Annotated in this window: 18 protein-coding genes; 10 read left to right on the forward strand and 8 right to left on the reverse strand. The window is 69.1% G+C overall.

The annotated features are described in order from the left end of the window. The coding region (locus VHD82_RS23850; RefSeq protein WP_325708020.1) for an acetyl-coenzyme A synthetase N-terminal domain-containing protein at positions 1-242 on the reverse strand (242 nt) is incomplete at its 3' end. 285 nt (positions 243-527) lie between these two features. On the opposite strand from VHD82_RS23850, the gene VHD82_RS23855 reads away from it, so the two are divergent. Together VHD82_RS23855 and VHD82_RS23860 are read left to right on the forward strand one after the other, a co-directional pair. Further along, complete coding sequence (locus VHD82_RS23855) at positions 528-1,022, forward strand: phosphoribosyltransferase (RefSeq protein ID WP_325708022.1); 495 nt, start codon at positions 528-530, stop codon at positions 1,020-1,022. After that, entirely contained in the window at positions 1,019-1,744 is a 726-nt protein-coding gene (locus tag VHD82_RS23860; RefSeq protein ID WP_325708025.1) for an oxidoreductase, read from the forward strand. The genes VHD82_RS23855 and VHD82_RS23860 overlap by 4 nt, the downstream gene beginning before the upstream one ends. 9 nt (positions 1,745-1,753) lie before the next feature. Here VHD82_RS23860 and VHD82_RS23865 read toward each other — a convergent pair whose 3' ends face one another. The 6 genes from VHD82_RS23865 to VHD82_RS23890 all read right to left on the reverse strand — a co-directional run bounded on the left by VHD82_RS23865 (position 1,754) and on the right by VHD82_RS23890 (position 10,091). After that, a complete protein-coding gene (locus VHD82_RS23865; RefSeq protein ID WP_325708027.1) occupies positions 1,754-2,680 on the reverse strand; it encodes an N-acetylmuramic acid 6-phosphate etherase in 927 nt (308 codons plus the stop codon). Between the two features lie 19 nt (positions 2,681-2,699). Continuing rightward, a complete protein-coding gene (locus tag VHD82_RS23870; protein ID WP_325708030.1) occupies positions 2,700-3,692 on the reverse strand; it encodes a MurR/RpiR family transcriptional regulator in 993 nt (330 codons plus the stop codon). Between the two features lie 252 nt (positions 3,693-3,944). Then, positions 3,945-5,690, reverse strand: coding sequence for a serine hydrolase (locus VHD82_RS23875; RefSeq protein ID WP_325708033.1), 1,746 nt, complete (start codon positions 5,688-5,690; stop codon positions 3,945-3,947). Between the two features lie 7 nt (positions 5,691-5,697). Continuing rightward, complete coding sequence (locus tag VHD82_RS23880; protein ID WP_325708036.1) at positions 5,698-6,954, reverse strand: DUF1343 domain-containing protein; 1,257 nt, start codon at positions 6,952-6,954, stop codon at positions 5,698-5,700. After that, positions 6,951-8,756 (reverse strand): glycoside hydrolase family 3 protein, encoded by a 1,806-nt coding sequence (locus tag VHD82_RS23885; protein WP_325708039.1) that lies wholly within the window; start codon positions 8,754-8,756, stop codon positions 6,951-6,953. The genes VHD82_RS23880 and VHD82_RS23885 overlap by 4 nt, the downstream gene beginning before the upstream one ends. Before the next feature lie 492 nt (positions 8,757-9,248). Next, positions 9,249-10,091, reverse strand: a complete 843-nt coding sequence (locus tag VHD82_RS23890) for an HAD-IB family hydrolase (RefSeq protein WP_325708041.1) — start codon at positions 10,089-10,091, stop codon at positions 9,249-9,251. Between the two features lie 387 nt (positions 10,092-10,478). On the opposite strand from VHD82_RS23890, the gene ssd reads away from it, so the two are divergent. From ssd to VHD82_RS23930, 8 genes are all read left to right on the forward strand, one after another. Next, positions 10,479-11,555 carry a septum site-determining protein Ssd gene (ssd, locus tag VHD82_RS23895; protein WP_325708044.1) on the forward strand — a complete coding sequence of 359 codons (1,077 nt, stop codon included), beginning with the start codon at positions 10,479-10,481 and terminating at the stop codon, positions 11,553-11,555. Beyond that, the gene (locus VHD82_RS23900) at positions 11,552-12,715 is read left to right on the forward strand and encodes a TadA family conjugal transfer-associated ATPase (protein WP_325708046.1); all 1,164 of its coding nucleotides are present in this window, start codon (positions 11,552-11,554) and stop codon (positions 12,713-12,715) included. Before ssd ends, VHD82_RS23900 begins: the two co-directional genes overlap by 4 nt. Further along, complete coding sequence (locus VHD82_RS23905) at positions 12,712-13,497, forward strand: hypothetical protein (protein WP_325708049.1); 786 nt, start codon at positions 12,712-12,714, stop codon at positions 13,495-13,497. The genes VHD82_RS23900 and VHD82_RS23905 overlap by 4 nt, the downstream gene beginning before the upstream one ends. A gap of 237 nt (positions 13,498-13,734) precedes the next feature. Continuing rightward, the gene (locus VHD82_RS23910; protein WP_325708260.1) at positions 13,735-14,229 is read left to right on the forward strand and encodes a type II secretion system F family protein; all 495 of its coding nucleotides are present in this window, start codon (positions 13,735-13,737) and stop codon (positions 14,227-14,229) included. A gap of 36 nt (positions 14,230-14,265) precedes the next feature. Beyond that, entirely contained in the window at positions 14,266-14,493 is a 228-nt protein-coding gene (locus tag VHD82_RS23915) for a DUF4244 domain-containing protein (protein ID WP_414637570.1), read from the forward strand. 2 nt (positions 14,494-14,495) lie between these two features. Then, positions 14,496-14,852, forward strand: coding sequence for a TadE family type IV pilus minor pilin (locus VHD82_RS23920; protein ID WP_325708053.1), 357 nt, complete (start codon positions 14,496-14,498; stop codon positions 14,850-14,852). A 7-nt stretch (positions 14,853-14,859) separates the two neighbouring features. After that, positions 14,860-15,210 (forward strand): Rv3654c family TadE-like protein, encoded by a 351-nt coding sequence (locus VHD82_RS23925; protein WP_325708056.1) that lies wholly within the window; start codon positions 14,860-14,862, stop codon positions 15,208-15,210. Positions 15,211-16,121: 911 nt separating this feature from the next. Next, entirely contained in the window at positions 16,122-16,742 is a 621-nt protein-coding gene (locus VHD82_RS23930; protein ID WP_325708059.1) for a bifunctional DNA primase/polymerase, read from the forward strand. On the opposite strand, the gene VHD82_RS23935 is transcribed toward VHD82_RS23930, so the two are convergent. Beyond that, positions 16,706-19,114, reverse strand: a complete 2,409-nt coding sequence (locus VHD82_RS23935; RefSeq protein WP_325708266.1) for a DEAD/DEAH box helicase — start codon at positions 19,112-19,114, stop codon at positions 16,706-16,708. The two genes, VHD82_RS23930 and VHD82_RS23935, sit on opposite strands and share 37 nt — an antisense overlap. Between the last annotated feature and the right edge of the window lie 205 nt (positions 19,115-19,319).

The raw sequence follows: 19,319 nt of genomic DNA on the forward strand, positions 1-19,319 counted from the left end.
ACATTCAACTTCCCACCCACAAACCACTTCGCAAACGGCGCCCCCGACCAATCCACCACCCGCGACCACCGCGTATCCCACGACAACCGCTCCGCCTGCTCCCCCCAAAACGCCTCACGATCCGCAGCGGCACGCTCATACCAGTCGGCGGATGCGTTCGCCTGCGCGGCGAAGTCCTCGGACGGCGGGAATGTCCGGTTCTCGGTGAGCAGATTGTCGAGCGCGGGGGACTGCTCGGTCATGGTGCACGGCCTCCTGAAAGTTATGTATCGATGGGCTTACGCCGGGAGCACCGTAACGACGTTAGTACTCAGAGCGAAAGAGTGCGGCCCAACAGACTCCCCGGGTGGACGGCGGTAACGGCCTTGGTCCGCAGAGCCCGGGACCGTTCGGTATACGCAGAGTGGACTTCATCCTCGCACGCGGCCTTCCGGCGAGTGGCCTCTTCGTGATCGTGGATTCGGGCGAGCGCTGAGGACCAGTTTGCCGCCACATATGCTCGCGGGTACTCGGCGGTAGGAGAGCGGATGGCGGAGCGGGAAGAGCTCACCTGGGAGTTGTTCGGTACAGCGAGCAGGGAGCTGGCGCAGACGATCGCGGACAGCGGCTATGAGCCCGACCTGATCTTGTCGATCGCGCGTGGTGGCCTTTTCGTCGCGGGTGCGCTCGGTTATGCGCTCGACGTCAAGAACCTGCACGTCATGAATGTCGAGTTCTACACCGGCGTCGACGAACGCCTCGATCTGCCGGTGATGCTGCCACCGGTGCCCAACGCCGTCGACCTGACCGGCGCGCACGTCCTGGTCGCCGACGACGTGGCGGACACCGGGGCGACACTCAAGCTCGTCCGGGACTTCTGCGCGGACCACGTGGCGGAGGTCCGCTGCGCGGTGATCTACGAGAAGTCGCAGTCCGAGATCAAATGCGACTACGTCTGGCGGCGCACGGACAAGTGGATCAACTTCCCGTGGTCGAGCGTGCCACCCGTGGTGCGGCGCGAGGGGCAGGTGCTGGACGCGTGACAGACCCACTCGCCCCGCTACTCGACCTCGACGGCGTTGCGGCCGCCGTGAAATCCGCGCAGGACGCCGTGTTCGCGGTGCACCGCCATCCCGCGAACCTGCGTGGTGGATCGGCGACCGCGGCCGAAGCCTCGGTGCGCGCCGCCCGCGCGTCCGCGGCGATCGACGGCGCGGACCCGGAAATCCCCGAAGACGCCGCTGTGAAGGATCCCGTGCTGGCAGGCGCTTTGCGCGTTGCCGAGTCCGCCGAGTCCTTGCTGCCGACCTGGCGGCGCGCGCCAGGGCAGGCGCTGGCCCGGATGCATGTGCTCGCGGCGTCCGACCTGGTGCCGGACCGTGATCTGCTCGGCCGGCCCCGCGAAGGAACCGGGGCCCGCCTGGAAATGTTGTCGCAGCTGGTCGCCGGCGCGACCGCGGTACCGGGGCCGTTGCTCACCGCTGTCGTGCACGGAGAACTCCTTGCCCTCAAACCGTTCGGCAGCGCCGACGGGGTGGTGGCGAGGGCGGCCGCGCGCCTGACGATGGTCGCGACCGGGGTGGATCCCAAGTCGCTGACCATCCCCGAGGTCGCCTGTCTGCGACGGCTCAAGCAGTACCGCGAAACGGCCGAGGCGTTCGCGGGCGGTACACCGGACGGAGTTCGCGAATGGCTGCTTTTCTGTTGCGAGGCAATGGAAAAAGGCGCCCGCGAAGCCCGCGGCATCGCTGAAGCCGCGGGCTGAGCGTCTCCGCTAGGCCGAGCAGGTGGTGGCCGTGAGCGCGTCCCGGACGTGACCACCGTTGGCGGCCAGCATCTGCGAAGCGGTGCGCGCGTCCACGCCGCAGAGCAGGTGCATCAACGCGACCTTGAGCTCGCCGCCGGCTTCGGTGAGCGCGGCCGCGCAGTCCTGCTCACTCGCTCCGGTTGCTTCTTCGAGGATCCGCAACGTGCGGCCACGCAGCTTCGCGTTGGTCGCCCGCATGCTCACCATCAGGTTCGAATACGTGCGGCCCATCTTGATCATCGTGGCCGTCGAGAACGCGGTGAGAATGACCTTCTGCGCCGTGCCCGCCTTCATCCTGGTGGACCCGGCGATGACCTCGGGGCCGGTGTTCACCGCGATCAGCACGTCCACGCCGACGGGCCGCATCGCCCGCGGATTCCCGGATACCAGCGCCGTCCGCGCGCCCCGGAGACTCGCCGCGTTGAGCGCGCCGAGCACGAACGGGGTGCGGCCGGACGCGGTGAGGCCGAGGACGAAGTCGCCCGGCTCGACCGAGGCGGACAGCTCCGCGGCGCCGCCCTTCGCGTCGTCCTCGGCGTTCTCCACGGCTTCGCGCAGCGCACGGTCGCCGCCCGCGTGATGCGCGACGAACCAGTCAGCGGGGACGTTGTAGGTGGGGACGAGTTCGGCAGCATCCAGGACGGCGAGCCGCCCCGAGGTGCCGGCGCCGACGTAGTGCACCCGGTGCCCGGAGCGCAACGCTTCCACCGCCAGATCGACCGCGGTCGCGAGCTCGGGCAACACTTCGTGTACCGCTTCGGGCACTCGCCGATCCTCGGAGTTGATCAAGCCGAGGATGCCGATCGTCGGCATGCGGTCGATCTCGGTCGTACGGGGATTGCGTTGCTCCGTCGGTGAATCGACGTGCACCACCTGGCTCGGCACCGTCATCATGCGCCTCATTTCGTCCGTCTCACTTACCGGTTTCTCGGGGACGCCTCCTGCCGTCCGGCCTGACCCCGAGCCGGTGCGCGCCGACTGCTTCGCGGGTGGCGTCCAGCGCCAGCGCCGCGGCGTCCATGTGCCGCTGCGCCACGCCGATGAACAGGCAGTCGATCACGGTCAGCTGGGCGATCCGGCTCGCGGTCGCACCGGAACGGAAGGTGGTTTCGCGGGCCGCCGTGGTCAGCACGTAGTCGGCGACCTCGGTGACGGGGGAACGGGGGAAGTTCGTCAGCGCGACCGTGGTCGCACCGTGCTCACGCGCCACCCGCAACGCCTCGACGGTGTCGGTGGTCGCGCCGGTGTGGGAGACGCCGATCGCGACGTCGCCGGGGCCGAGCACCGCGGCCGAGGTGAGCATGATGTGCGTGTCCGACCAGGAGAAGCAGATCCGGCCGATGCGGTGCAGCTTCTGCTGCAGGTCCGCGGCGACGAAGGCGCTGGCGCCCACGCCGTAGACGTCCGCACGGCCCGCTTCGGCGAGCAAGGCGATGACCCGCTCCAAGGTCGGGATGTCGAGCTGGTCGGCCGTCTCCTCGACGGCACGCGCGTCGGCGAAGCTGACCTTGCCGACCACTGCGGCCAGATCGTCGTCCAACCCGATCTCGCCACCGAGATTCCGCGTCGAGCGCGCCTCGGAGCGCGCGGTGTCCGCGGCCAGCGCGATCCGCAACTGCGGATAACCACCGACGCCGACGGCCTTGCAGAAACGCGTCACCGTCGTTTCGGACGTACTCGCGGCCAGCGCGACTTCGGTGATGCTGCGCCGGGCGACCGAAGACGGGTCTTCGAGCACCACCTTGGCCACTCTCTGTTCCGCGCGGGCCAATCCGGGCAGTAACGACCGAATCCGGACCAGCGGACTGGCTTCGGACTCTCTGCTGACGGGAACGATGCCGGTCGGTACCTGCTCGGTTACCGATTCGACATCCGTTGCCGTGGGAAAGTTACTAACCGTAGGCATTTGAGACAAGGCTACCCACATCCTTCGGGATGATCGCAACTCGTTCGCCCCTGCACGTCCAAGCTGCGCTGACTCAGTTGCCCGGAAAGTCGCCAACCGGGTCGGAGTTGTTAACGTCTACTTGTTAACGACTTGGCAACTTACTGTGGTTCCCGAAACAGCAGACGTTCGTCGGTAGCCTGCCGCGCGCTCCAGTGATAGTGAGCCGCCAGCCGAATGTTATGACGGTCCGTGAGCAATGTGGTCGTATTCTTAGCGTGTACTCAGCATCCAGCCGATCGCACTCAGTGACGAAGGCTGTTGTTCGGCGTCCAGCAGATTTCCGTTGGTGCTGGTTATTCGGACATCGTCCACGTAAACCCCGCGTCCCGCGTAATTCGCGTCCGTCCGGTAGCGCCAGCGAAGAATCACCTGTCCGGCCGCCGGTAGTTCTGCCGTCACCGACCACCAAGCGCGATGCCCGTGCCCGCTCAGTGACATGCTGGTACCTGTCGGTGCACCTCGGCCCGTTACCCGCAACTCGACCGGATCCCAGGTGACGCCGTCGGAACTGGCCTCCAGCACGAGCGGATCGGTCGATTCGGTGTCGACGAACGTGTCGAAACGCACGTGGCTCGGCCCCGCCGGGTGCAACACCGGAGTCGTCAGCGTTGCGGTGGTGCTGTTGCCGATATCGCTGAACCACGAGTCCCGCCCGGCGGCAGGCCGCACAGCCATCGCCTCGGCGAGCGACGTCGCCCACTTTTCCCGCGCGAGATTGATCGATCCCCAGTTCCGGGTGGGATGCACCCTGTTCGTCAGCAGGATCGCGATCGACCGCGACCCCGGGTCGATGACGAACGTGGTGCCGGTGAACCCGGTGTGCCCTGCGGTGACCGGCGAAGACAGCGCACCCATGTAGAACATCTGGTCCAGCTCGAAACCGAGACCGTGCTCGTCTCCTGGGAAGGCCTCGTTGTAGTTGGTCAACATCCGGCGCACGGTGTCCGGCCGCAGGATGCGAGCGCCCTGGTACGAGCCGCCGTTGAGGATCGTCTGGCCGAGAACCGCCATGTCCTGCGCGGTGGAGAAGATCCCGGCGTGCCCGGACACCCCACCGAGCGCCCACGCGTTCTCGTCGTGGACCTGGCCGCGGACGAGCCCCCTCGGCGGGTCCGACTCGTACTCGGTCGCGGCGATGCGGCCGAGCTTCGAAGCGGGCGGGTTGTAACCGGTGTCCGTCATCCCGAGCGGCCCGGTGATCCGGTCCCGGACCACCGTGTCCAGCGGCGCACCCGTGACCTGCTCGACCAGGAAGCCCAGTGTCATGAGGTTGATGTCCGAGTACAGGTACACGGTGCCGGGCGGGTGCACCAGCGGGCTGTCCAGCACTGCCTTGCGCCGCGCCGGGATGTCCGAATAGCCCTGCCACAGCGACGGAACCGGGTCGGCGTCCAGCCCGGACGTGTGCGTGAGCAGTTGCACCACGGTGACATCCTGCTTGCCGTTCGTCGCGAACTCGGGCAGGTACCGGGCCACCGGCGCGGTCAGGTCGACCTTGCCTTGCTCGATCAGCTGCAGCACCGCTATCGAGGTGAACAGCTTCGTCACCGAGGCCATGTCGAAGATCGTGTCCACGCGCATCGGCACTTGCTCGGCCGCAGGCAGCTCCGTGCCTGCCGCATCGGCGTAACGCACCGCGCCGCCCGTCGCGTACTGGTCCACGATCACGCCGTCGTGGGCGAGTAGCCCGACCGCACCGGAGAAATGGGGATGCCCGGTGGCCGGATCGTCTCGGGCCCAGCTCGCCAGGAACTCCTCGGCCGCGGAGATCGGTCCGCCGGCCAGTCGGACCTCGGCGGGATTTCCCGTGCGCAGCACGGTGTTCGCGGGGGCGAAGCCCTGCTGTGGCCGGTCGAACCGGCCTGCCCACGGCTGAGCGACCTCGGCGATGGCACTGGCTCCCGGAACGATCAGGGCCGCGACGAGCAATACGACCAGTAGTTTGCCGACACGCATGACGACCTCACCAGTACAGCAAGTAGGGCTGCCGGCGCCGGACGAACCCGGTCAGTTCGTCCTGCCACGAACCGGCGATTTCGTCAGTTCCCGCGCCCGCGTCGATCATCCTGCGCAGCCGGTCGGACCCGGACAGTTTGTCGATCGCCAGATCCGGGCGCCAGCCGAACAGATCCGGATGCAGTCGTTTCGCCGTCACGAACATCGCCACCGCCGTCCGGACCGCGTCGAACGTCCGTGGATCGGTCACCGTCACCTGCACGCCGCCGCAGGTCTCGTTGACGAACTTGCCGAAGGTGGGCACGAAGTAGGTCTCGCGGAACTCCGCGCCCGGCAGGCCCAGCCCCGTCAGCTCTTCGCGCCAGCGCCAGTCGACCCCCGGCGCACCCACGATCTCGAACGGGCGGGTCGTACCGCGGCCCTCCGTGAACACTGTGCCCTCGAACATGCCGAGCCCGGGGTAGACCAGCGCGGTGTCGGGGGTGGGCATGTTCGGACTCGGCGGGGTCCACCGCAATCCCGTCTGTGCGAAGAACGTCTCCCGCCTCCAGCCTTCGACTCGCACCACCTCGAGGTCGATCGTCGCCGGTGGCAGGAACTCGCCCGCGAAGAACCGGGCGAGCTCGCCGACCGTCATCCCGTGCTGCTGCACGATCGGCTTGAGCCCGACCCCCGAAGCGAACGCGGGTTCCAGCATCGGCCCGAAAGCCTTGCCGCCAACGGGATTCGGCCGGTCGAGCACCAGGAACGACGCGCCTGTTCGGGCGGCGGCCGCCGTCGCCGTGTAGAGCGACCAGATGTAGGTGTAGAACCGGGCCCCGACATCGGCGATGTCGAAGACGATGGTGTCCACGCCCGCCTTGGTGAACATGGCGGCGAGGCTGTCCACGCTTGCGCCGTACGCGTCGTACACCGGGATGCCGGTGCGCGGGTCGGTGTAGTCACCCTCCGAGCCGCCCGCTTGCGCACTCCCGCGGAAACCGTGTTCGGGCCCGAACGCCGCCACCGGACGGACCCCGGCAGCGACCATCGAATCGACGATGTGGACGAAATCCGCCAGCACCCCGGTCGGGTTGGACAGCACTCCGACCCTGCGCCCGGCCAGTTTTCGCCAGCCCTGCGCGGCGAGCTGATCTGCCGCCGGCACAACGAATCCCGGGCTTTCGGCCGCCAGCGCCGAGCCACCGGCCAATGCCGACCCGCTCGCCAGCAGCGGCGTGGCCAGTGCGCCGGCGGCCAGCGCTCGGCGTCGGCTGACGCTCACCAGGTCAGCCCCGTCCCGAACGGGTACAGGATCTTGCTCCCGTCGTCGCCGGCCGGGATGTTCACCGGCAGCTTGCCCTGCGGGGAGAGCTTCCCGGTCAGCACCTTGGCGAGCGAGGTCATCGCGACGTCCCGCCAGTCGTACGTCGCGACCCAGGTCGGCACGTCGGCGTAGCCCGGGTCGTAAGGCTCCTGGATGGTCACCGCGACCACCGGTTTGTCCGTGGCGAGCAACGCGTTCACCAGGTCCCGTTGTGGCTGCGAAGTGCGCAGCCCGTTGGTCAGCACCACCACCGTCTTCGCCTTGTCCGCGGCGGAAACCGCCTGGCTGATCTGGTCGGCAGTCGGGCTCGCCCCTGTCGGCAGCGCCGTGCCGCCGAGCTGTGTGGCGAGCGTGTTCACCGGTTCCGCCGGGTAGCCCGGATAGGCCGGGTTGTCCCAGCCCGTGACAAGCACGCCAGTGGAATCCTTGAGCGGCAACAGGTTCGCGTCGTTCCGCAGCACGGTGGTGGTCTTGTCGGTCAGCGTCTGGATCGCTTCCCGGTGCTCCGCCGTGCCGACCGTCCGGTCCACCCGGCCGCCGGTGAACGGTTTCGCGAGAATCCCACGCTTGTACTTCAGTTCCAGGATCCGCAGCACGCTCTGGTCGATCCGGCTTTCGGTGAGCCTGCCGCTCTTCACCGCGTCGAGTACGCCGTTGATCGCCACCCTCAGATCCGGCGGCATCAGCATCTGATCGACCCCGGCTTCCAGCGCCAGCACCGGGATTTCGGCATCCGGGTGCATCTGCCGCACGCCGGCCATCTGCAGCGAGTCGGTCACGACCACACCGTCGTAGCCGAGCTCGTCGCGCAGGATTCCGGTCATGATCGGCTTCGACAGCGTGGCCGGCTCCCCGGAGGGATCGAGGGTCGGCACCGTGATGTGCGCCGTCATGATCACGTCGATGCCGGCCTTGATCGCGGACTGAAACGGCGGCAGGTCGATCTCCCGCCACTGCTGCTCGGTGTGACTGATGACGGGGAGCCCGGTGTGGCTGTCCGTCGCCGCGTCGCCGTGGCCGGGGAAATGTTTCGCTGCGGAGGACACCGTTTCCGTGGCCGGGCCCGAATTCTGGTACCCATCCACCTCGGCGGCCACCAGCTCACTCGCCAGCGCCGGGTCCGCGGAGAACGAGCGCGAGCCGATCACCGGGTTGAGCGGGTTGGAGTTCACGTCCGCGTCGGGCGCGAAGTTCTGGTTGATGCCCATCGCGCGCAGCTCGTGCCCGTTGATCGTGGCGAGCTGCCTGGCATCGGCGGCGCTGCGGCCGGCGCCGACAGCCATGCTCGCGGGGTATTCCGTTGCGGGCGCGGATATCCGGGTGACCCGGCCGCCCTCCTGGTCGGTCGAGACGATCAGCGGCAGATGCGCGCCGGAGGCCAGCGCGGCGCGCTGCAACCCATTGGACAGCGCGGCGACCTGCGCCGGATCGTCCACGTTGTCGGTGCCCGAGTTGTTGAAGTAGATGACACCGCCGGGGTGGTACCGCTGCACGACCTGCGCCGGAGTGTCCACTCCGTACTTCGTCTGGTTGCCCGGGTTCACCTCGTCCGCCGACTTGCCCCAGACATCGGCGACGAACAGCTGCCCGACCTTGTCCTCAAGCGACATCCCGCGCAGCGTCCGTTGCGCCCAGGACACCGCTTGTGCGTCCGCGCCGGGAATTTGCGGCACCGCGGCGGCCGGACTCGCGGCACTGAGCCCGGTCACGATGAGCGCTCCGGCGACGGTCGCTGCGAGCGCATGATTCCTCCGGCCCACGAATGGCCTCCCTCCAGTACCGATGGCGGTGGAAAGATTTCCACCTGAACCATTCGGTATCGGGAAGCTACTCACTCGCGATGACCGCGGTCAACGGCTGCATCTGCCATTTGGCAGAGCCCTGATCGGGGGAACTTCCGGAAAAGACCCGTAAACGTGCGCGGGCGCCGCCGGCGAAATGCCGGCGGCGCCCGCCCGCGCGGACCGCTCGGGTGACCAAGCGTGCAACTCGTGTCGTATCTATCTGGACTCGGCGTCCGGCGTCCCGGTACGCAGTCCCTTGACGACAAGCCTCCCGCGGCGTGCTGCGCGTGGGTGCCCGGAGTCCGCGCACGGACATCTCTCGGGGTGGAGTGAAGCTTCTCTTCGCTTCGTCCCTGGCCGACAAAATGTCCGCACCTCTGTTCTACCCAGTGACGGCCGTCACTTCAAGGGGTTGAACGGGTGCACCGGTACAGAGACTCGATTCGGTGATGAGACCACCGTGCGCGACTACTTTTCGCGCCGCTTGCGGGCCAGTCCGTACCAGGTCACCCCGGCTGCGGCGACCGCGCCGATGCCCACGCCCACCGCGAGCGCGGTCGGTGACGGCGCCGGGATCCTGCTGCGCAGTGACACGGGATTGGTGAAGGCCAGCACGGGCCATTCACGTTCGTTCGCGAGCCTGCGCAGCGCCTTGTCCGGGTTGACCGCGTACGGATGGCCGACCACCTCGAGCATCGGCACGTCGGTACTCGAATCGGTATAGGCGTAACAGGCCCCGAGGTCGTAACCGTACTCGACGGCGAGCTGCTTCGCCGCGACGGCCTTTTGCTCGCCGTAGCAATAGAAGTCGACCTGACCCGAGTATCGGCCGTCCACGATCTCCATGCGGGTCGCGACGCTGCGAGTGGCGCCGAGCATGGCCGCGATCGGAGCCACCACCTCCTCGCCGGCCGCGGACAGCACGATCACGTCGTGCCCCTGCTCCTTGTGCGAGGCGATCAACTCCGCGGCCTCCGCGTAGACCAGCGGATCCACGATGTCGTGCAGGGTCTCGTTGACGATCGCGCGAACCTGTGCGACGTCCCAGCCCGCGCACAGCCTCGAGATCTCCGCGCGCATCCGCTCAGTGCGGTCCTCGTCCGCCCCGGACAGCGAGAAGACGAGCTGGGCGTACGCACTCTTCAACGCCGCCCGCCGGCTGATCAACCCCTGGCGCAGCAGCGGCTTGCTGAACGCGAGCGCGCTGGAGGAAGCGATGATCGTCTTGTCGAGGTCGAAAAAGGCCGCGACGCCGGTACCCGTTGCCGCGGCCTGCGCTGCGCTCGCCGGCGAGCTGATCGGTTCTGCCACCCACCCAGGATAGAAGCTTCCCGGCACCGGGGTCGCCAGCGACCACAGTCTTGCCCGGACAGCCTGAAAATCCGTTACGGGAACAGGAAATCGATTGCTGATTTACGTTATCGAATTGTGGAGGTCGAAACGGCGGATCCCGGAGTTAAGGTGAGCTCTGCCCGGTGTAACTCACCGGCTTGGTTCAGTCCGACCCCCCGGGACTGAACCGTTGGCGACCCCCGCCCCTCCCCCCTGGCGGGGGTTGCCTTCTTTCCCGGATACGCGGACTTATCCACACCACCCCGGTTATCCACAGGCGAGCCAACTCCCTATTGCCTCCTCAAGACCCTCAGCGCCACGGTGGGAACAAGCCGAATTCCACCACCGAAATCCCTGGGGGCTCCGATGACCGACGAACGTCCGCTCGTGATCGTCACCGACGAGGCGCTGCTCGACGAGGTGTTGCGCCTCGCCGCGGCCACGGGCTGTGAGACCCAGCGTGCGCCCGATCCGTTGTCGGCGCGGGGCGAGTGGATTCGGGCGCCGCTCGTACTGGTCGACGAGCACGCACTGGCCACCGGGCTCGAACTCCCGCGCCGTGCCGGGGTCCTGCTGATCACGAAGGGCCCGCCGGAAGCGGCCACCTGGGAGCGCGCGTTCGCGGCCGGCGTGCAACAGGTGTTGTCACTGCCGGATGCCGAGGCCGCACTGGTCGGCGCTTTCGCCGATGTCGTCGAAGGCCCAGGCGCGCCCGGCGGCTGTGTGGTGGGCGTGCTGGGCGGCCGGGGTGGAGCCGGCGCATCGGTGTTCGCGACGGCGCTGGCGCTCGCGGGGGCCGATTCCGGGGCATTGCTGGTCGACTGCGATCCGCTCGGCGGCGGCCTGGATCTATTGCTGGGAGCCGAATTTCAGGACGGCAGTCGGTGGTCCGGGCTTCGGCTGGACGGTGGGCGGGTGGCCATGCCGTCACTGACGGAGGCGCTCCCGTCACACCCGTTCCGTGGTGGGCGTCTGCCGTTCGTCTCCTGCGAGCCGGAGGGCAAGGAGCCGACGCCCGAGGCGATCGCGTCCGTTGTGGATGCCGGCCGCCGTGCGGGCCGCCTGGTCGTCTGCGATCTCCCGAGGCATTTCGACGCCCGGGTCGAAGCGGTGCTGGACAGGGCGGACCTGCTCGCATTGGTGGTGCCGGCCGAAATCCGCGCGTGCGTCGCCGCACGTGGCCTGGTCGGCCGCATCGGTGCCAGGGCAGGCCGGGTCCGGCTGGTCGTGCGTGGCCCGTCGCCGGGTGGCCTCGGTCCCGCCGATGTCGTGGAGGCGGTCAAGGCCCCGCTGCTGGTCTCGATGGCGGCCGAGCGTCAGCTCGACAAGGTGTTGGAAGGCGGGCAGTTCCCGTTCCGCAGCCGCGGCCCGCTGGCCTCAGCGGCCCATACCGCCTTGGCAGCGGTGCGATCGGAAACCGGTATGGCCGAGGTCGCGGCGTGAACACCGAACTGATCGACAGAGTCCGCCTTCGCTTGGCGGGTAACGGTTCCGGCACCGATCCGGCGGCTGTCGCGGATGCCGTGCGCGCAGAGGCCGGCGGGCCGGTCGGGCACACCGAAGTGCTCGACGCGTTGCGCACGCTGCGTCACGAGTTCACCGGTGTCGGGCCGCTGGAGACATTGCTGGCTCGCCCTGGAACCACCGACGTGCTCGTCACCGCGCCTGACGAAGTGTGGATCGACGGCCCGAAAGGTCTGCACCGCACCGAGATCAGATTCGCGGATGACGAGGCGGTCCGGCGGCTTGCGCAGCGGCTGGCGCTTGCGGCAGGTCGCCGCTTGGACGATGCACAGCCCTATGTGGACGGCTGGCTCCCCGGAGCCGGATCGCAGGGCTCGGTGCGGCTGCATGCGGTCCTACCGCCGGTCGCCGCTGACGGAACGTGCATTTCGCTCCGTGTGCTCCGGCCCGCGGTGCACGATCTGCAAGCACTTCGCGCGCTGGGCACCTTTGAGGGCCAGGGTGCGGAACTCGTGCAAGCAGTCGTCGCCGCGCGGCTCGCGTTCCTTGTCACCGGTGGCACCGGGGCGGGCAAAAGTACATTGCTCGCGGCGATGCTCGGCGCCGTCGACCCGTCCGAGCGGATCGTCTGCGTGGAGGACGCCGGAGAGCTCCAGCCCGGCCATCCTCAGTTCGTGCGCTTGATCGCCCGTCCGCCGAACGTCGAGGGCGCCGGTGAGATCACCCTGCGCGATCTGGTGCGGCAGGCGCTCAGGATGCGCCCGGACCGCTTGGTCGTGGGCGAGGTGCGCGGCCGAGAAGTCTGTGAACTCCTCAATGCGTTGAACACAGGTCACGAAGGCGGCGCCTGCACGCTGCACGCCAATTCCCCAGCCGAGGTTCCAGCCAGGCTGGAGGCGCTCGCCGCGTTGGGCGGGCTGCCCCGCGCGGCGCTGCACAGCCAGCTCGCAGCCGCGGTGCAGGTCGTGTTGCACATGCGGCGTGCCGGCTCGGGACGATGCCTGGCCGAGGTCGGTGTCCTGAGCCGGGACGCAAGCGGTGACGTCCGCGTGCTTCCGGTGTGGCGTGACGGCGAATGGACGAAACGCAAGGCGTTGCTGGCTACTTTGCTTACAGCGCAGGGAGTTCGGCTGCCATGATGACGTTGATCCTGCCGTGCGTCGCGGCCGCCTTGCTGTGCTGGCCGATCCGCCGAAGCCTGACGCGATTCGCCGCGGTGTTCCCGCCGACCGGCGATCGTGAACGCTGGCGGCCCCCGGCGAAATGGGTGCCGATCGCCGGCCTGGTCGTGCTGCTCCCGCTCGTCGGTCCGGCCGGAGTCGTCGCAGTGGGATTGCTCGGTGCCTCCTGGTGGAAGCAGCGAGCATCCCGTCGGCGGACCAAGGCGGAACTGGCTGCGGGCGGTGCCGTGGCGGAGGCACTTCACGCGATGGTCTCCGAACTGCGCGGCGGGTCACCGCCCGCCGTTGCGGCTGAGTCAGCGGGCGCAGACGCGCCTGAGGACGTCGCAGTCCTGATGCGAACGCTCGCGGCGGCTGCCCGCTTCGGTGGCGAGGTTCAGGCGCCACCGGGCTCCGGATTCCTTGCCCTGTGGCGGGAACAGGTCGCGCAGGCCTGGACGCTCAGCCGCCGTCACGGGCTGCCATTGGCCGAACTGCTCGAGTCCGTCCGGCGAGATGTCATCGCCCGGACGCGGTTCACCAGCCGAGCCGAGGCCGCCATGGCCGGCCCACGAGCCAGTGCCGGCGTCCTCGCCGCGTTGCCGTTGTTCGGCCTGCTGCTGGGCGAGGCGATGGGCGCTCAGCCGCTGCACGTACTCACCGGAACCCTAGCCGGGCAGGTCTTACTGCTTCTCGGCGCAGCACTCATCCTGGCCGGCACCGCCTGGAGCGCTCGGCTCACCCAGCTGGGCGCGATCTGACCCGTCAGCATTCACACCATCTCCTGGAGAAACCATGACCACCTTCGGAGTTCCCGCCTGCCCTCTAAACCGACGATCACCTCCGCGGCCTCGTTCTCTCGCAAGGCAATCGCTACCTGCCAGCGCCTCCCGAACGGCGCCCGGATGATGCCCGGTCAAGGCGTGGCGCTGGTGGCCACCGCACTGCTCGTACTCCCCGGACAAAGCGCGGCCCACGCACGATTCACCCGTCTGCTGATGCGCCCCGCACCGAAAAAGCTCCGCGTTCCCTGGTCTGCCAGGCGAAAGCCGCGATCAGGCGGAACCCGGCTCGCCGCGAGTTGGGATCTGCTGGCCGCCTGTCTTCGCGCCGGCATGCCGGTTCCGGCCGCCATCGAGGCGATCATCGATGACTGGGAGGGCCCGGAGGCCGACGCCCTTCGGGCGACAGCGGCACTGCTCACTATGGGTGCCGCTCCGGCGGAAGCATGGGCGCCGGCCCGAGCCTGTCCGGGAACCGCGGAGCTGGCCAGGGCGGCCCGCCGGACGGCGCGGTCCGGCAGCGCGCTCGCGCAGGTCGCGGAGGAGATAGCAACGCAGCTCCGCGCGTCGCTCGCCGATCGCGCCGAGGCGAAGGCGCAACGCGCAGGGGTGTTGATCGCCGGGCCGCTGGCCCTGTGCTTCCTGCCCGCCTTTCTCTGCCTGGGGGTGGTGCCGGTCGTACTTGGGCTCGCCGGCCATCTCATCACTTGAACGTCCACAGTAGACAAAGTTGAAAGGGGATCTCCCATGTTCATGCAGTCAACCGGTCGTCATGCTCGGCGCAGGGTCCGGTGGTGGCAGCGCTGGTTCCGCTCGCTCGCCCGTGCGGACGACGGGATGAGCACCACCGAATACGCCATCGGCACCGTCGCCGCCGCGGGCTTCGCGGGTTTGCTCTACACCGTGCTCACGGGCGATTCGGTCGTGTCGGCGCTGCGGTCGGTGATCGAACATGCTTTGACAGTGCAGTTCTGATCATGCGTGCGCGTTCCGACCGCGGTGCGGTCACCGTCGAGGCAGCGATCGCCCTGTGCGGGCTGATGGCAATGTTCGGCCTCGTACTGTCGGGCATCCTGGTCGTGACGGGCGAGATCAGGTGCGCCGACGCCGCCCGCGAGGCCGCCAGGCTGGTCGCGCGAGGTCAGCGTCCGCTGGCCGACCAGGCCGTCAAGGAACTCGCACCGGATGGCGCCCGGTTGAGCGTCGCGGCGGAAGGGGATGCCATAACGGTGGAGGTGCGGGCCGAAGCGATCGGTGGCCTCCTACCCGGTATCGAACTGAACGGCCGGGCATATGCCGTGCTGGAACCCGGAGTCTCCGATGCTTCGGGATGAGCGGGGGGTGGCCACCGTATGGGCAGCCGGCGCGATCGCCGCGCTGCTCGGGCTCGCCGGCCTACTGCTCTTGTTCGGCTCGGCGATCCTCACCCGCCATCGCGCAGTCAACGCCGCCGACCTCGCCGCCCTGGCCGCGGCGGGACAAGCGGATCTGGGGGTGGCGACGGCCTGCGGGCGTGCGCAGACCGTCGCCGAAGAGATGACTGTGCGCTTGGTCGGCTGCCGGCTCGACGGGTGGGACGCGCTGGTGGAAGTCGAGGCCGCCGCCCCAGGCGGTCTCGGCTCCGCCTCCGCCCACGCCAGAGCCGGCCCGGTTGCCCGCGCCGGGACGGCGCCCGCGCCGGCCCCCAGATGACCACCCGACCCGATGGCGGTGGTTCGGGCAGGGCAGCGGCCGGACCTGCCCTGCCGCACCCCGCCCGAACCACAACCCGAGCCCACCCGCCGGGCGGCTCCGCGCACCGACAACCCGAGCCCACCCGCCGGGCGGCTCTGTGCACCGACACCCCGGGCCCACCCGCTGGGCGGCTACGCGCTACGGCACCCGTCCAACCAGCCACCCCGCCCCCGTCCAAGCAGCAATCCCGTCCGATCAGCCATCGAACTCCGGATCCTCGCGGTGCCATTCCACTCCCGCTCAGCCTGGCCACAAGCCGCCCTATCACCGGCGCCATCCAGCCGGCGGTCCCACTCGAGCCCCACCACCCGCTCCCCAACGCAACCCGGCGAACGGTCCCACCCCGCTCATCGGGCCTCCACCGACCCAGGCCGTCACCCCGGCCACGCCCTACCGGCCCCGGCCACGCCCCACCGACCCAGGCCGACGCCCACCGGCAGTGACCACAAGCCCCCGGGGCCACGCCGACCGGCGGCCACCGCCGGTCATCGGCGGCTCGCGGGCCCACTGGGAGTTGGCCGCCGCTCGTCGACGGCCCGACGATCGCCCCGGGCTGCGGACGGACGGTCGCCTCCGCGCGGCGAACGGTCGGCGGCCGACGGCCGGCGGTGGCGGTGCGACGCCATGAAACCGTTGTGTGTCAAGGGAAAACTGTGCGGAAGGCCACTGCCGAGTCATCCGGTCGGGTGCCACTGGTCGTCGCGCGATGATCGACAAGCGGCCTTCAGCCCGGGCGGTGCCGCTCGACGCGCTCGTCGTTCCACAACAGCCGGTTGTCGACCACCTACTACCGGCACTTTGCAATTTGCCGTTTATTGAAATGGGAAAGCCACCGCGCTCCACTGGAGCGAATGAGGAGTTGTTGAGGGATGTTGGACACGGATTGGTCGGATAGCTGGCGCGGCGCGTTCCGCATCGAGCTGCGTGCGGAAGCCATCGGGCTTGCCTGGCACGGTTGGCCGGTGCTGCCGGGCACTTCTCCGGCTGCGGAAGCCGGTACCCAGGCGTGGTCTGGACCGGTGCCCGTACACGAGGACTGGGCCGACCGGCTCGGCGCGCACCCCAACGAGGTCGCCGAATGGTGGACCGGCCGCCCCTACAGCCTGCTGGTCGCGACCGGCCGGGTCGTGGACGCGGTGGAGGTCGACGTCGAACTCGGCAAGCGTGCCGCGCGGCTGCTCCGTGCCACCGGGCACCCGGCGCCGATCGTCGCGACCCCGGACGGCCGCTGGCTGTTCCTGACCACCGTCGCCGAGAACCTTCCCGAGGAGCTCGCCACCAGCGGCGCGGTCCGCTGGCACGGCGAAGGCAGCTGGGTTCCGCTGCCGCCCACCCCGTTCCAGCACGGCGTCGTGCACTGGCGGGTCAAGCCCGACGTGTGGGGCTGGCAGCTGCCGGCCGCGGACGCGGTGCACACCGTCCTGGCCCGTGCCTTGGACCAGGAAGACCGTACTCAGCAGCTCGTCGCGGCGGCTTCTGTCGCGGCTTGATCCACCATGTGGCCGTGCCGGCCGCCGTGCAGACGCACCGCCCCGAGCACAGTGTCCAGTACGGCCACAGCCCCCGCCTTGTCCAGTGGATCGTTACCGTTCCCGCACTTCGGTGACTGCACACAGGACGGGCAACCCGCCGGGCACTCGCAGGAGACGATGGCCTCCCGCGTAGCGGCCAGCCAAGGGACCAGAGCGGCAAAACCGCGATCGGCGAATCCCGCGCCTCCGGGATAGCCGTCATGCACGAACACCGTCGCCTCCCCGGTGTCAGCGTGCAACGCGGTAGACACCCCGCCGATGTCCCAGCGGTCGCACGTAGCGAACAGCGGTAGCAGGCCGATCGCCGCGTGCTCGGCGGCATGCAGGGCGCCGGGGATGCGCGCGGGCTCAAGCCCAGCGCCCCCCGGCGCCCTGCCACCTTCCCCGGTCCCCAGCAGATCCTCCGAGACCGTGTACCAGACGGCACGGGTCTCGAGTTTCTGCTCCGGCAGGTCCAGCGCCACCTGATCCAGAATCTCCCCCGACGGGCGGCGGCGCAGGAAACCCACCACCTGCGAAGTCACCGCCACGTCGCCGAGGCACACGCTCACCCCGCCGTAATCCACCCGCTCCTGCGTGGACAACACGGCGATGTCCGCGACCTCCCGCGCCGAAGTGGTCCACTCTGGATCCTCCGCGTGCACGAGCGCGATGCCCGACTCCAGATCCAGCTCGTCCACCACGTACGACGAACCCTGATGCAGATATACCGCACCCGGATGCACCGTGACACAGGCCGAGCCCGGGTCGACGGTGCCGAGCAGCCGAGACGTGTCCTCTTCCACGACGGCCACCTGCTCGCCGCCCGAACCGCGGATGTCCACCTCGTACTGTGGCCTGTCCCTTGACGTCCAGTACCAACCGCTCGCCCGGCGGCGCAGGATCCGCTGTTCCACCAACGAATCCAGCACCTGCCGGGCCGCCTCCCCGCCGAACGTCGGCAACTCCGCCGCCGTCAGCGGCAGCTCGGCCGCCGCACAAGCAAGCTGCGGCGCCAGCACATACGGGTTCGCCGGGTCGAGCACCGCTGTCTCGACCGGGCGGTCCAGGATCGCCGCCGGATGGTGCACCAGATAGGTGTCCAACGGATCATCCCGCGCGACGAACACCACCAGCGCCTCATCGCCGGCACGCCCGGCGCGGCCTGCCTGCTGCCAGAACGACGCCAGCGTGCCCGGATATCCGGCCAGCACAACGGCATCCAGGCCGGCGATGTCCACGCCCAGTTCGAGCGCGTTCGTGGTGGCCACCCCCAGCAGCTCACCCGACAGCAACGAACGCTCCAGCTTCCGCCGCTCCTCCGGCAAAAACCCGGCGCGGTACGCCGCGACCTGACCGGCGAGTTTGGTGTCCACTTCGGACAGAATGCGCTTCGCGCCCAGCGCCGTCAGCTCGGCACCGCGGCGCGACCGGACGAAAGCCAGCGTGCGCGCGCCCTCGACGACCAGCTCCGCCAGGATCCGCCCGGCCTCGGCACCCGCCGAACGCCGTACCGGCGCGCCGTTCTCACCGGAGAAGTCCTCCAACAGCGGCGGCTCCCACAGCGCGACCGTCCGCGCGCCGCGAGGCGAGGCGTCCTCGGCGACCGCCGCGACGTCCTGCCCGATCAACCGCCCCGCGAAGTCGGCAGGCGATGCCGTCGTAGCGGACGCGAGCACGAAGGTCGGCGAACTGCCGTACCGGGCCGCGACCCGCTGCAGCCGGCGCAACAACAGCGCCACGTGCGAGCCGAAGACGCCGCGGTACCCGTGACACTCGTCGACGATGACGTACGCGAGCTTGCGGAACAGCCTCGTCCAGCGGGCATGCGAGGCGAGGATGCCGCGGTGCAGCATGTCCGGGTTCGTGAACACCCACCGCGCGTGCGCCCGCACCCAGTCGCGCTCCGCCATCGGGGTGTCCCCGTCGTAGGCCGCCGCCCGCACCCCTGGAATGTCCAAAGAGGAGACCGAACGGAGCTGGTCCGCGCTCAGCGCCTTCGTCGGCGCGAGGTAGAGCGCGCAGGCCCGCTCGTCCTCGGTCAGGCTCGACAGCACCGGCAGCTGGTAGGCCAATGACTTACCGGAAGCCGTGCCCGTCGAGATCACCACGTGCTGCCCGGAATGCGCGAGCGAAGCGGCCTCGACCTGATGCCTCCACGGTTGCTCCACGCCGGACTCCCGCAGCGCGGCCACCACGTCCCGGTCCGCCCAGGACGGCCAGTCGGTGAAACCGGCCTCGCGGGCGGGTTGCTCCGCCACGTGCGTCACGGGGTTCGCGGATTCCGGGATACCGGCCGTGACCCGGCGCAGAAGCTGCCGTGCGCGCTCGGTTTCTGCCACGCGCCCCAGGATCGCACAGGTGTACGACAACCCCGCGGAAACGTCTGATGATCATGAACAGTGAGCAGACTCACATGCACGGAGAGTGTTCGTTACGGGACGCGATGACCGCAGCGGAATCGCTACCAATACACTCCGGCGAACCGGCACCACTTGTGGTGTAGATCCCATGCCAACGTCGGCAAGGCTGTCCGCAGGCGACCCGTCGTTGGTA

Origin of the sequence: Amycolatopsis sp., assembly GCF_035546795.1 — a bacterium.
Taxonomy (GTDB): domain Bacteria; phylum Actinomycetota; class Actinomycetes; order Mycobacteriales; family Pseudonocardiaceae; genus Amycolatopsis_E.

Excerpts from the sequence above, each read along its gene's own strand:
- VHD82_RS23855 (WP_325708022.1), top strand. The coding sequence starts at position 528 with ATGGCGGAGCGGGAAGAGCTCACCTGGGAGTTGTTCGGTACAGCGAGC.
- VHD82_RS23865 (WP_325708027.1), bottom strand. The coding sequence starts at position 2,680 with ATGATGACGGTGCCGAGCCAGGTGGTGCACGTCGATTCACCGACGGAG.
- VHD82_RS23870 (WP_325708030.1), bottom strand. The coding sequence starts at position 3,692 with ATGCCTACGGTTAGTAACTTTCCCACGGCAACGGATGTCGAATCGGTA.
- VHD82_RS23875 (WP_325708033.1), bottom strand. The coding sequence starts at position 5,690 with ATGCGTGTCGGCAAACTACTGGTCGTATTGCTCGTCGCGGCCCTGATC.
- ssd (WP_325708044.1), top strand. The coding sequence starts at position 10,479 with ATGACCGACGAACGTCCGCTCGTGATCGTCACCGACGAGGCGCTGCTC.
- VHD82_RS23905 (WP_325708049.1), top strand. The coding sequence starts at position 12,712 with ATGATGACGTTGATCCTGCCGTGCGTCGCGGCCGCCTTGCTGTGCTGG.
- VHD82_RS23910 (WP_325708260.1), top strand. The coding sequence starts at position 13,735 with ATGCGCCCCGCACCGAAAAAGCTCCGCGTTCCCTGGTCTGCCAGGCGA.
- VHD82_RS23915 (WP_414637570.1), top strand. The coding sequence starts at position 14,266 with ATGTTCATGCAGTCAACCGGTCGTCATGCTCGGCGCAGGGTCCGGTGG.
- VHD82_RS23920 (WP_325708053.1), top strand. The coding sequence starts at position 14,496 with ATGCGTGCGCGTTCCGACCGCGGTGCGGTCACCGTCGAGGCAGCGATC.
- VHD82_RS23930 (WP_325708059.1), top strand. The coding sequence starts at position 16,122 with ATGTTGGACACGGATTGGTCGGATAGCTGGCGCGGCGCGTTCCGCATC.